This is a genomic window from Bradyrhizobium sp. 153 (assembly GCF_023073835.1).
Lineage (GTDB): Bacteria > Pseudomonadota > Alphaproteobacteria > Rhizobiales > Xanthobacteraceae > Bradyrhizobium.
Genome location: NZ_JADPKH010000081.1, coordinates 82921 through 94471 on the forward strand (window position 1 = coordinate 82921; position 11551 = coordinate 94471).

11 protein-coding genes and 2 pseudogenes are annotated in these 11551 nt (G+C 64.0%); 7 read left to right on the forward strand and 6 right to left on the reverse strand.

What is annotated here, in order from left to right; translation table 11 throughout:
- The first annotated feature begins 94 nt into the window (after window positions 1–94).
- The gene (locus tag IVA91_RS19175) at window positions 95–976 is read left to right on the forward strand and encodes an IclR family transcriptional regulator (protein ID WP_247459078.1); all 882 of its coding nucleotides are present in this window, start codon (window positions 95–97) and stop codon (window positions 974–976) included.
- A gap of 36 nt (window positions 977–1012) precedes the next feature.
- Window positions 1013–1987 carry a tripartite tricarboxylate transporter substrate binding protein gene (locus tag IVA91_RS19180; RefSeq protein WP_247459079.1) on the forward strand — a complete coding sequence of 325 codons (975 nt, stop codon included), beginning with the start codon at window positions 1013–1015 and terminating at the stop codon, window positions 1985–1987.
- A 3-nt stretch (window positions 1988–1990) separates the two neighbouring features.
- Here the strand turns inward: IVA91_RS19180 and IVA91_RS19185 are convergent.
- Window positions 1991–2259: pseudogene (locus IVA91_RS19185) on the reverse strand (hypothetical protein).
- 117 nt (window positions 2260–2376) lie between these two features.
- Window positions 2377–2861: pseudogene (locus IVA91_RS19190) on the reverse strand (ferritin-like domain-containing protein).
- Window positions 2862–3069: 208 nt separating this feature from the next.
- Here IVA91_RS19190 and IVA91_RS19195 point away from each other — a divergent pair.
- A complete protein-coding gene (locus tag IVA91_RS19195) occupies window positions 3070–3396 on the forward strand; it encodes a hypothetical protein (protein ID WP_247275687.1) in 327 nt (108 codons plus the stop codon).
- Window positions 3397–3592: 196 nt separating this feature from the next.
- On the opposite strand, the gene IVA91_RS19200 is transcribed toward IVA91_RS19195, so the two are convergent.
- Together IVA91_RS19200 and IVA91_RS19205 are read right to left on the reverse strand one after the other, a co-directional pair.
- A complete protein-coding gene (locus IVA91_RS19200) occupies window positions 3593–4084 on the reverse strand; it encodes an SRPBCC family protein (protein WP_247459080.1) in 492 nt (163 codons plus the stop codon).
- Window positions 4084–4473: a metalloregulator ArsR/SmtB family transcription factor gene (locus IVA91_RS19205; RefSeq protein ID WP_247459081.1), complete on the reverse strand. Its 390-nt coding sequence runs from the start codon at window positions 4471–4473 to the stop codon at window positions 4084–4086. Before IVA91_RS19205 ends, IVA91_RS19200 begins: the two co-directional genes overlap by 1 nt.
- A 283-nt stretch (window positions 4474–4756) precedes the next feature.
- Between IVA91_RS19205 and IVA91_RS19210 the strand changes: the two genes are divergently transcribed.
- On the forward strand, window positions 4757–5812 hold the full coding sequence (locus IVA91_RS19210; RefSeq protein ID WP_247459086.1) for a serine hydrolase: 1056 nt from the start codon (window positions 4757–4759) through the stop codon (window positions 5810–5812).
- A gap of 8 nt (window positions 5813–5820) precedes the next feature.
- Here IVA91_RS19210 and IVA91_RS19215 read toward each other — a convergent pair whose 3' ends face one another.
- A complete protein-coding gene (locus IVA91_RS19215; protein WP_247459082.1) occupies window positions 5821–6522 on the reverse strand; it encodes an SDR family oxidoreductase in 702 nt (233 codons plus the stop codon).
- A 108-nt stretch (window positions 6523–6630) separates the two neighbouring features.
- On the opposite strand from IVA91_RS19215, the gene IVA91_RS19220 reads away from it, so the two are divergent.
- Window positions 6631–7473 (forward strand): GNAT family N-acetyltransferase, encoded by an 843-nt coding sequence (locus tag IVA91_RS19220; RefSeq protein ID WP_247459083.1) that lies wholly within the window; start codon window positions 6631–6633, stop codon window positions 7471–7473.
- A gap of 724 nt (window positions 7474–8197) precedes the next feature.
- Window positions 8198–9706, forward strand: coding sequence for an amidohydrolase family protein (locus tag IVA91_RS19225; protein ID WP_247459084.1), 1509 nt, complete (start codon window positions 8198–8200; stop codon window positions 9704–9706).
- A 187-nt stretch (window positions 9707–9893) separates the two neighbouring features.
- On the opposite strand, the gene IVA91_RS19230 is transcribed toward IVA91_RS19225, so the two are convergent.
- Entirely contained in the window at window positions 9894–10340 is a 447-nt protein-coding gene (locus tag IVA91_RS19230) for a hypothetical protein (protein WP_247459085.1), read from the reverse strand.
- Between the two features lie 286 nt (window positions 10341–10626).
- On the opposite strand from IVA91_RS19230, the gene IVA91_RS19235 reads away from it, so the two are divergent.
- On the forward strand, window positions 10627–10911 hold the full coding sequence (locus tag IVA91_RS19235) for a hypothetical protein (RefSeq protein ID WP_247275622.1): 285 nt from the start codon (window positions 10627–10629) through the stop codon (window positions 10909–10911).
- Window positions 10912–11551 lie beyond the last annotated feature (640 nt).

Below are 11551 nucleotides of genomic sequence, written 5' to 3' on the forward strand. Positions count from 1 at the left end.
CTGGAGGAATTTATCTTTGTCCGCATATTGGACAGAAACGGCGTATTTCTGAATTTATTGGACAACCGTCCCCGCGCGGTTCATTAAAGCCCGGATGGCCCGATCCCCATCCAAACCGCTCCTCGCCTCTTCGTCGGCCGCCGCGGTGCTCGCCGACAGCGCAGACGACGCTGCGTTTGCGACGACATTGGCAAAGGGCCTCGTGGTGCTCGAAGCCTTCAGGGCCGGAGCAACGGAGCTCGGCAACATGGAGCTGTCGACACTGACCGGGATTCCGCGACCGACAGTGGCGCGGCTGACTCACACGCTGGCCGAGCTCGGCTATCTCCGCTCCGTCCCCGAGCGCGCCAAATATCGCCTCGGCGCACGGGCCTTGCGCATGGCACATCCGCTGCTCGCCGACATGCAATTTCGCCAGATTGCACGGCCCATGATGCAGGAGCTCGCGCAGAGTGTCCGCGGCACCGTCTCGATCGGGCTGCTGGATGCGACCTCCATGATCTATGTCGAGACTGCGCGCTCCGGCGACGTCGGCCCGCACGTCCCTGACATCGGCATGCCGATTCCGGTTGTAATGACCGCCATGGGCCGCGCCGCGGCAGCGATCTTGCCGCCGGCCGAAGCGGCCCAACTGGAACGGCGCATCGCTGCCGAAGATTCCGAGTTGTGGGCCGCCTTCCGGGACAAATACCGAGCAGGCCTCGCTCAGTGCGTCAGCCGCGGCTTCTGCACCTGCTGGGGCGAGTATATGGCTTCGATCCACGCCGTCGCCGCGCCGCTGTTTCACGCGAGCGGAGCGAAGCAGTCGTTCTCGATCAATTGCGGCATCCCCGCATTCCGACTCCACCCGGGGCAGCTGGAGGGCGAGATCGGCCCGCGCATCGCGGCGCTCGCCGACAGCATCCGCGCGACCGTCAAGGCGGCGGAGCCGGCAGCCGAGACACGCAAGCAAGTCAAGAAGGGCGCCAAGACATGAACAAACAAGCTGGCGCCCCACGTCCGGGAGCCCATCATGATCATCACACGCCGAACATTGCTGGGCGCCCTCGCCGCCTGCCTGGCGAACCCGCCATTTTCCGCTCGCGCTGAGGACGCCTGGCCGTCACGTCTGGTGCGGCTAATCTCACCCTACGGGCCCGGCGGCTCCAACGATATCTCGCTGCGTCTCCTGGCGGAGGAGCTCGGCCGCAGCCTGCGCCAGCAGTTCATCGTCGAGAACAAGCCGGGCGCCGGCACGCGCATCGCCAACGATTTGGTCGCGCATGCGCCGGGCGACGGTTACACCATTCTCTATGTCGCAGCTCCCTATGCCACCGCCGAAGCGCTGTTCGGCAAGCTGACCTACGAGCGAAAGGATCTGCAACCCGTGGCAATGGCGGTGATCGCGCCGCTGTTCTTGATTATCAGCGCGGACGCGTCGTTCAAGACGCTGCCGGAGATGATCGCCTACGGCAAATCGAAGCCCGACGGCCTCACCTTCGCTTCGCCCGGCGCGGGCTCGCAGCCGCACCTTGCCGGCGAGCTCCTGTTCCGGGACGCCGGCGTCAAGGGCCTCAACATCCCGTTCCGCAGTGACGCCGCCTCCTACACCGAGCTGCTCGCCGGCCGCGTCGACGCCACGCTGACGGCGCTGCCGACCGCGCTGCCCTACATCCAGAGCGGCAAGTTCATCGTGCTCGGCGGCGCTTCGCCCGAGCGCAGCGCGCTCTACCCGCAGGCGCCGACCTTGCGCGAACAGGGCTTTCGCAACGTGGCCGCCGCCGGCTGGTACGGCTTCATGGCGCCATCGACGACACCACGCACGATCGTCGACAAGCTCCAGGCCGAGGTGCTGCGCGCGCTCGCCGAACCCGCAATCAAGGACAAGCTGACCGCCCAGGGCCTCGAAGTGCGTCCCGGCACCGCGACCGAGTTCGGCCAATTCATCGACAACGAGACGCAGAAATGGACCAAGCTGATCCGCGACGCCGGCCTCAAAGGCGAATGACGGTCAGGAACGTCCCTCGGCACGGCGGCCGCCGCTGCGGATGAGGCTATCGGCTTCGTCGACTTGATGCTGATATTCGGAGATCGCGCGATTGGCCATGCGGATCCGGTTCGTCTGCCCCTCGTCCACCATCACGGCGATACGTTGGGCCAGGAACGCGCAGGCCTCGAATTCGTCGCGAATCGCGCCGCCCGCGCGAGAAAATCCCAGGCAATCTCGAAGGCCTGCTCGGCGGCGGGGTTACGATAGTCACTGAAGATGATGTGCGTCATCACTGCCAAAGCCGGAGTGCAGCGATCGTTCCTAGGGCCGAACGCCCCCTTGCAAGCGTGAAAAACCACCGGCCGCTCTGGCGCGCCGGTGGTTCGATATCCTGGGAACGCGGAGAACTACGCGGCCTGGCGCTGATGCGTCAGGTACTCCATGGTCACCTTCTCGACATTTGAGTCGATCCAGGCGGCCATGCGCTGCTCTTCCTTCAACGCGGCTTGGCTTCGGGCGCACCGGCGGCGCCGCAGAGCGTCAGGAGCGACTTGTAGGCGGCGATCTCGAAATTCTCGAACGCGTTGTTGGCGAAGGTGTTCTTGAGGATCTCGTCGCCGGCGACCGAATGCGCCATCGCCATCATATTGGCCATGACCGACTGCGTCGTGTCCTTCAGGCTGGACGTGCTCTCGCCGCAGGCCTCGAGGCACTTCTCCAGCCGATTCAGTTGCTCATTGGTTTCTTGAAGGTGGGCGGTGACCTTTGCCTTGACTTCGGGATATTCGTCCAGCCGCTCCGACTGGCGCTCCATCAATTCTCTCGCTTGAATTTCCATCGCGTGCGCGTTGCGTAGTCCGACCACGAACGTATCGCGGGCTGCGTCAGCCATTTTCCTGTCCTCCGTTTGAGTGGCTTCGTGCCGCAACCGGGAGGAAGGGGCAATTGTTCCTAAGGGCACCGGGCTGATTGCCGCAGGCGACCTGCATCGGAGCCGGGCGTTCCGGTCCACCGCCGGAAGGTCCTCCAACATCAATGAACGTAGGAACGGTTGGCGACGCGCGTGATTGGTCCGTCGTAAAACTTCAAGGAGCAACATCATGCGTAAGACATTTCTGACGATCTTCACGGCCGCGATGCTGGCCGGCGCTTCAGTCGGCGCAGCGTTCGCACAAGCGGGCGGCGGCGGCGCCGGTGGTGGTGCTGGGGGCGCCGGCGGCGGAGCTGGTGCCGGCGCCGGCGCGGGTGCCGGCGCGGGAGCCGGCGCAGGTTCGGGCGATGGAGGCGGTGCGGGCGCAGGCGGTTCCGGAGCCGGCGGCGGTGGCGACATCACGCATGTGGAGCGCGGCGGACAAGGTGCCTCCAGTCCCAAAGGCATGCGCAACGAGACTACCCCACCGTCAGACGGCACCACACCGCGACGCTAGCGGGACAATCGGTCAGGTCCTCCGAAAGCCGACCACGACCGAGCCACGCGTTGATGCGACCCCGGCGAATTCTCTCCGCTGGGGCCGCACCGGTCTTGCCGAGCTGCTGAACTTAGAACCTTCCGAGCTGCTGAACCTAGAACGCGTTCAGCTAGCTCAATGCGAAGCATCGACCTCGGAATGAGTGCGCCCCTTCTCAGCCCTTCATCCCGGCCACATACGTCGCCAGCTTGTCCAGTGTCTGGTAGCCGTATTCGACGGCGCCGAATCCGATCATGGCGTCGCGCTGCTCGGTGCTCGAGGCCAATTGGCGCAGCGTCAGCACGGTCTTGCCGTTGCTCTGCTCGGCGAAGGTGACGGTAAAGCGGAACAGGCCGGGATCGTCGTCCTGGTCGGCGCCGTGATCCATCTCCATCAAAGAGGGCCGCTCGATGCGGCGGAAGCGCATGCGGTTCGGATAGACGGTGCCGTCGGGACCGACCATGTTGAAACGCCAGACGCCGCCGACGCGCACGTCGATTTCGAAGGTCTCGACCTTGAACCCCTTCGGTCCGAACCATCGCGGCAGGTGTTTCGGGTCGGACCAGGCCTCGAACACGAGATCGCGCGGCGCGTCGATCACGCGCGACATCACGATCTCGCGGTCGAACGACCATTGCGACAGGGCGGCATTGGCAGAACTCGTCATCACTCAGAACCTTTCCGTTTGGTTGTCCGGGACGGACGCTTGGCGGCCGCCCTCTCCTTCGCTTTCTTGAGCTTCATCACATAGGCTTCGAACCGGTCGAGCCGCATCTCCCAGACCGCACGCTGCTGCTGGAACCAGTCTTCCGCGCTGATGAGCGCATCCGGGCTGAGGCGGCAGGTACGGACGCGGCCGGATTTCTCCGACAGCACGAGCCCGCTCGTCTCCAGCACATGGATGTGTTTCATGAAGCTCGGCAGCGCCATGTCGAAGGGATCGGCGAGCTCGCCCACGGAGGCCTCGCCCGCGCAGAGCCGCATCACGATCGCCCGCCGTGTGGGGTCGGCGAGCGCGGAAAAGACCTGGTCGAGCCGGGACAATTGGTTAGCCATAAAGCTAACTATAGCGCCAGCACCGCCTCGCGTCAACCATTGTTAGCCCACAGGCTAAGTGATTTGGTCTCGGGCCCCGCCAGGCGGAACCCGCAACGCGCAATCGTGAATTGGGGCGTGCGCGCCGTCACGTTAAGAAGGGCCCGGCGGGGGCATCACATCATGCGTCAGAGCCGTGCCGTCTGTTGCCACCTCATCGCACCTCACCCGGAGGGCGCTCTCCCGGGCAGCGCTCGTTCCACTCGCACTGGCCTTGCCCGGCCGCGCCTCGGCCGATTCCGACATGATTGCGCAGATGCGCGACATCGTCGCGAACGGGCTTACGGCGACCGCGACGCCGGATCATGCGGGCGGCCTTGCCGCCGCGCTCTATGCCGGCCGCCATGTCGAGTTCTTCACCTACGGCTTTGCCGATGATGCGGCAAAACGGCCGGTGACGCCGGACACGCTGTTCAATGTCGCCTCCTTGCGAAAACCCTTCGAGGCGACTCTCGTGGCGCTCGGTGCGCTGCGCGGCGAGCTGGGGCTCGACGACCATTTGCCGAAATACCTTCCCGAGCTGAACGGCGACTACGTCCGCCGCGTCACCATCGGCGAGCTGGTCACGCACACCTCGGGGCTGTTGCTGCCGACCGATCATCCGCCCTGGCCGGACGAGCAGTTTTCGCGCGACCAGTTCATCGCCATGCTGAACGCCTTCGCGCCGACGCCCGGCATCGCACCCGGCCGGCAGCGCCTTTACACCCATGCCGGCTACGTGCTGCTTCAGCTCGTGCTCGAGCGCCGCTACGGCGCTCCGATCGCGATCCTGTTCGAACAGCGCATCCTTGGACCGCTCGGCATGACCGCGACCTGTGTCCCCGAGCGCGGCGAAGACAACCGCGCCGTCATGGACGAGGCCTGGATGCGGCGCGTGGTCCAGGGCTATTCGGACCAGGGAATGGCAATCGGCCCGATCGGCAACCAGCAGAGCTATTTTGACTTTTCCGGCACGGGCCAGATGTTCTCTTCGGCGCGGGATCTCGCGAGCTTCGCTGCCGCCTGCGTCGATGGCCGCTCGCTCGATCCGCATCTGCGCGAGGCGCTGCGGATGACGCAGCATGAGGCCTTCCGCATCGACGAGAAATTCGGACAGGGCATGGCCTGGGAGAGCGTGCATCTGCCCGGCGTCACCCTCGTGGACAAGCCGGGCGGTCTCAACAACGCCTCCGGCTATATCGGTCTCGTGCCGGCGCGACGGCTCGGCCTGATCCTGCTCGCCAATCGCGGCGAATATCCGCACGAGATTGCGCGCTACAAGATCCTGCCGGAACTGGCGCGGCTCGTCGCCCCACATTGAGGCGCCGCTCAGACCGAGCGGGTCAGTCCGCCGTCGACGCGGATGTTCTGGCCGGTGACGTAGGCCGCGCCGTCGGAGGCCAGGAACGAGACCGTCGCCGCGATCTCCTCGACCTTGCCGTAGCGCTTCATCGGCACGCTGTCGCGGCGCGCCTCGGTTTGCGGCAGGCTGTCGATCCAGCCCGGCAGCACGTTGTTCATGCGGATGTTGTCGGCCGCATGCGTGTCGGTGAAGATTTTCGTGAAGGCAGCAAGCCCCGCCCGGAACACGGCCGAAGTCGGAAACATCGCGCTCGGCTCGAACGCCCAGGCGGTCGAGATGTTGATGATGGCGCCGCTCTTCTGCGCCTGCATCACTGGCGTGACTAGCCGGGTGGGACGGATCACGTTGAGAAGGTACGTATCGAGCCCGGCATGCCATTGCTCGTCGGTGATCTCCGTGATTGGCGCGCGCGGCCCGTGGCCGGCGCTGTTGACGAGCACGTCGATCCGTCCCCACCTGGTCATCGCGCCCTCGACGAGGTGCTTCAGATCGTCGTTGGACTTGTTCGAACCGGTGACGCCGAAGCCGCCGAGCTCGGCGGCGAGGGCCTCGCCTTTGCCGGAGGACGACAGGATCGCGACGCGAAACCCATCTGCTGCCAGCCGCCGTGCCGCCCCAGCCCCCATGCCGCTGCCGCCCGCGGTGACGAGTGCAACCTTCTCCGCCATGACCGATCATCCCTTGCGAATATCGTTGAGGCGAGCCGGATGCCCGACCTATCATGAGGCCTTCTACCGCCAGACCCGCCGGCAGGTCCATCGTCGAGAGCATTCGTCATGAGCGATTTGCAGATCCGCATTTTGCGTCCGGAGGAGATCGCCGTCCCCATCGACTGGGCCGCGGCCGAGGGCTGGAATCCGGGCCTGGCCGATGCCGCCTGCTTTGCGATCCCCGATGCGCAAGGCTTCTTTCTCGGCGAGATCGACGGCGAGCCGGTCGCGACCGTCTCCTGCGTCAATTACGACGACCGCTTCGCCTTCCTCGGCTTCTATATCGTGCGCGAGAGTTTTCGCGGCAAAGGCCATGGCCTGCGCATCTGGAACGCGGCGATCGCGCATGCGGGCACTCGCGTGATCGGGCTCGATGGCGTGGTCGCGCAGCAGGACAATTACAGAAAATCGGGCTTCCAGCTCGCCTACGTCAATATCCGCTATGGCGGCACCGTGGCCGCGCCACCGAAACCGCCTGCCGATGTCGTCGCCCTCGATAACATCCCGTTTGCACGTGTTGAAGCCGATGATGCCACCGTCTTCCCTGCCGCGCGTAGCGCGTTCCTGCACGCCTGGATCAACACATCAGGCCATGTCGGCCGCGCGCTGCTGCGCGACGGCAAGCTGTCCGCATGGGGCGTGATCCGGCCGTGCCAAACGGGTCACAAGATCGCTCCGCTCGTTGCCGACGATCGCGCGGCGGCGGAAGCGATCGTTCAGGCCCTGCTTGCGGGTGTGGCCGGCGGCGAAGTGTTCCTCGATGTCCCCGCCGTCAATCGCGAGGCCATCGCGCTCGCGGGCGAGCTCGGGCTCAAACCAGTGTTCGAGACGGCGCGGATGTACACGGGACCGATCCGGCCGCTGCGGATCGACCGCGTCTTCGGCGTCACCAGCTTCGAGCTGGGCTAGGGCGTGTACTCATAAATCACGCGCTTAGTTTTGGTGCTCCAGATGTGCGCTCATCCCTCAAAAGCGGCACAAACAGCACGGCCAGCCAGCTGAGCCCCCGCATGCTTTTGCGAAGCGAGCAGCGCCGCAGTAGCGGCTATGAACTCCCCCCGCTTCATTCGATCCTCATCGCACCATGAGGAGGATGGAGACAGCTTATCACGTTCGATGGTTGCACGAACTGCGATGCTGGGCCGAAATGAGGCGTGTGGCGCAGGATAGTTCTGGGTCCTAAAGCAGCAGTTAATGCAGCCACCGTATGAGGTTCGGTCCCCGGCAGAGTGCCGACATAGCGGCCGCTGCTGCGGTGTTCGGCTCGGGGGGCATGAGCCGACGCAATCCATTTGAGCAACGAGTCTTTTACTCCAGCTGAAAACGATCAGATGAAAGAATGATGCGGCGTTGGGACAGCGTGACTGTCGAATCACATCGCTTGCGCGAGTAGAAGTTTGAGCATTGAATCAGCGATGATACCCATAACTGCAAGTGGTTTCTCGGGTATGCCTGCGCTCTCGCAGGATGAAGCGATGCAGAGATTCGCCTAGGCTTTGGGCGCGTGATGGCTTCATGCGTAGCTGAACCGGAGAGGTACGCCTAGTCGGTCCTGCCAACTGATTGGGAGTAGCCACACGCGCCTCATGCGCGCACCTAGCGCGGTCGACGGCCAACAAACGGGAGGACAACAATGAGCACCTGGCTTAGTGAGCGAGAACAGCGTCTCGTCGCGGGCGCGGAGGCGGCATCGGCGGCAACGCCTATCCCGACCCAGATTGTCTCCAATGGCGAGTATCTCCCGCCCCCGCAGAGCGATACGCAAAAGAAAGTCGAGGCACGGATCAACGAGCTCGCTGATGTCAACGGCAGGCATCTCGGCTTGAGCCGCAGGCAGTTCTTGCACACGAGCTGCGGCATGGCGGCAGCGTTCCTTGCCATGAACGACATCTACGGCAATGTTTTCCAGGTCGCGCCCGCTGAAGCCCGCGAGCCCGAGCTGATGCTGGCCCGCGCGCAAAGCCTTGCAGGCCAATTCATCTTCGATGTCCAGACTCATTTCGTGCGGGACGACTTCGACCACAAGGAACTGTTGGGGCTGGCGGACTTTGCGAGCCAGCACTGGAATCCGAAGCTGAAGGAGGAAGGCGTCTCCTCGCTCGCCCGCTACAAGTTCCAGAACTATGTGAAAGAGATCTACTACGACAGCGACACCAACATGGCGCTCCTGAGCGGCGCGCCCTTCGACGACCCGAGTTGGTGGCTGCTATCCAATGAGCAGATCGTCAAGGCGCGAGAACTGATCAACGACTTCGCCGGTTCGCGCCGCCTGCTGGCGCATAGCGTCATCACCCCCAAGCAACCCGGCTGGATGGACGAGGTGGACAAGGCGATCGAGGTCTACAAACCGGATTCCTGGAAGTCCTACACGATTGGTGATCCGCTGGCGCCCTCGAAGTTCCCATGGCGGCTCGACGACGAGCAGGTGATGTATCCGTTCTACGAGAAAGCAGTGAAGGCCGGCATCAACACGCTGTGCATCCACAAGGGGTTGCTGCCGCCCGATTACGAGAAGTCGTTCGCCGGCGTCTGGGAATATGCAACGGCGTGGGACATCGGAAAAGCCGCGAAAGATTGGCCGCAGATGAACTTCGTGATCTATCATTCGGCGCTGCGGCCGTTCCTCGAGCTACCCGATCATGCGTGGGCGGATTTCGAGCAGACCGGCCGTATCCAGTGGGCTACCGATCTCGCGGAAATCCCGCAGAAGTTCGGCGTCACCAACGTCTATGCCGAGCTCGGCACGTCCTTTGCCAACTCGGCGGTGGCGCATCCGAAGTTCTGCGCCGCGCTCATTGGCACGCTGATAAAGGGAATGGGTGTTGACCACGTCATGTGGGGCACCGACTCGGTCTGGTACGGTTCACCACAGTGGCAGATCGAGGCGCTGCGCCGGCTCGAAATCCCGGAGGATATGCAGAAGAAGTACGGGTTTGCGGCGCTTGGCGACGCCAACAGCGCTACCAAGCAGCTGATCTTCGCGGGCAACGCAACCAGATTCTACAAGATCAAGCTGAAGGCGGCCGAGAATACCAGGATGCCGGCCTTTTCCGAGGACCGCCTCGCGGCACTCAAGAACGAGTACACGCAAGCTTCGAAGCAACCATCGAACCTGCGCTACGGCTACGTTCGCGCCGCATAGGAACGGTCCCAAGAGCGTGGGCAAGCTCCGCTGGCAATGGACGCGCGGCTGCCGCAAATCTGGCTTCGGCTCGGGGTCAAGATGCGGAGAACTCGCGGTGAGCGAATCTAGTCCGCTATGCCTCACCGAGCGGACCTTCCGCTCGGCCTTCAGGAGCCGACATTGCTATATGAGTACACGGCCTAGCTCAGTAGCAGCGCATGATGTTGACGGTGTGCTCGCCGCCGCCGCGGCCGGGCACCGTCACCTGCTCCGTCGGGCAGCTCGGCACATAGGGCCGGTCGGACGGCACGACATTCGGCGGAAAGCGGTGCGCCCAATCCCAGGGAACGTCATACGTATAGGTATAGCGCACATCGCTGGAGAACGACTGAGCCGCCTCGCCGAAAGGTTGGCTATATGTCGCACCGTCGTAGAAGAACCCGCCGCCACCCGGCCAATAGACCCAGGGATTGCCGCGCCGGTGGAACCGGACGCCAGGCCCGATCGGCGCACGCGCCATTGCATTTGGAGGCGCGGCGGCCAGCCCGTGCGGCGCGGCGCCACCGGGCCTGGCAAAACTGTCGCTGGGGCTAAGGAGCAGCGCGGCTGCGCTGAGCGAGGCGAATAGCGCCCCTTGTGATCTCGACATCATGATACGCACCAACTCGTTTGGCTTCGCGGGTCGCGGCTCCCCCACCACACGCTAGGCCGGGCTGTCGCCCGCCAGCAAACGTATAATTAATTATTGGTTAAGGCACGGGATTAATGGGGAACATGGTGCGGCAGAACGCCTGGAATTTCCGTCCCATTTCAGCGACTTCGTTCCGCGGCACGCGATTCATAACCAGTTGATCGGAGTTGATCGCTCCCCGGCCAATACGTCCGGAACGCTCCCGCATTGCAACCGTTGGCCCCGACACAAGCAAGGAGCATCTTCAATGCAGAACAAGTCAAAACTCCTCTGCCTGGTCACGGCATCGCTCGTCGCAGGCGCAACAGCCGCATCGGCGCAGGGCTACGACTGGAATGGGCCGCGCGTGGGTTGGGACCGCACCGCCCCCGCCTACGAACCGGTTCAGCCGCGCGCGTACTATCCAGATGTCGCCGGACCATATGGCGCGTACAACGGCACCCGCCATCCGACCCCGAGCTCAACGCAGGGCGATGTCGGTCCTGACGGCAACAACAACGGCACGCTGACCGGCAGCTATCGCAACTGGTAGCGAATCGGGCTTCGTTGCAAGGACCCGCCGCTTCATCGAGCGGCGGGTCGTTCTTTTTGCGGCATACATTGTGAGCTGAAGATCGCCGTTGTCGCCGCCTCCGTCATTGCAAGCGCAAGGACGATGTTGAAGCAGTCACGCGCGATAACGGCGGCAGCCCGGACGAAGCGAACCGTAATCCGGGACCGCTGTCTCCGCACGGATGGAATCCCGGATTACGCTGCGCTCCCTTCAGGCTACATGATATCGCGTTGCCCGCCGGGCGAAACACCAAGCCGTGGGTCAACGTGCGCCATCCAAAATATTCCGCTTTACCGAAATTCGGAAATCGCGTATGTGTCGCCGCAACCCGGCCCAAGCAAGAGGGGCGCATCGCGATCGTCACGACACGCGGGCCGGGCGGCGGTGGACGCAGGTCACATCGGCGCCAAGGGCTTCGCAGGGCGGAGAGCCGTGAGCGAAGACCTCGCGCACTCGACCGGTGTGATCGGCGTACGGCAAAATCGTGTGGTCCTGACGCCCGGGGTCTGTGCGCCAAGTGTTGCGGTGATGTGAGCGGCCCAACCGGACCGCGGCATCAGCCATCGGCAAGGCGACGGGGGCAATAGTGCATCGCTCCCCGGGGAGCAACTGTGTTGAA

Excerpts from the sequence above, each read along its gene's own strand:
- IVA91_RS19175 (WP_247459078.1), top strand. The coding sequence starts at position 95 with ATGGCCCGATCCCCATCCAAACCGCTCCTCGCCTCTTCGTCGGCCGCC.
- IVA91_RS19180 (WP_247459079.1), top strand. The coding sequence starts at position 1,013 with ATGATCATCACACGCCGAACATTGCTGGGCGCCCTCGCCGCCTGCCTG.
- IVA91_RS19195 (WP_247275687.1), top strand. The coding sequence starts at position 3,070 with ATGCGTAAGACATTTCTGACGATCTTCACGGCCGCGATGCTGGCCGGC.
- IVA91_RS19200 (WP_247459080.1), bottom strand. The coding sequence starts at position 4,084 with ATGACGAGTTCTGCCAATGCCGCCCTGTCGCAATGGTCGTTCGACCGC.
- IVA91_RS19205 (WP_247459081.1), bottom strand. The coding sequence starts at position 4,473 with ATGGCTAACCAATTGTCCCGGCTCGACCAGGTCTTTTCCGCGCTCGCC.
- IVA91_RS19210 (WP_247459086.1), top strand. The coding sequence starts at position 4,757 with ATGATTGCGCAGATGCGCGACATCGTCGCGAACGGGCTTACGGCGACC.
- IVA91_RS19215 (WP_247459082.1), bottom strand. The coding sequence starts at position 6,522 with ATGGCGGAGAAGGTTGCACTCGTCACCGCGGGCGGCAGCGGCATGGGG.
- IVA91_RS19220 (WP_247459083.1), top strand. The coding sequence starts at position 6,631 with ATGAGCGATTTGCAGATCCGCATTTTGCGTCCGGAGGAGATCGCCGTC.
- IVA91_RS19225 (WP_247459084.1), top strand. The coding sequence starts at position 8,198 with ATGAGCACCTGGCTTAGTGAGCGAGAACAGCGTCTCGTCGCGGGCGCG.
- IVA91_RS19230 (WP_247459085.1), bottom strand. The coding sequence starts at position 10,340 with ATGATGTCGAGATCACAAGGGGCGCTATTCGCCTCGCTCAGCGCAGCC.
- IVA91_RS19235 (WP_247275622.1), top strand. The coding sequence starts at position 10,627 with ATGCAGAACAAGTCAAAACTCCTCTGCCTGGTCACGGCATCGCTCGTC.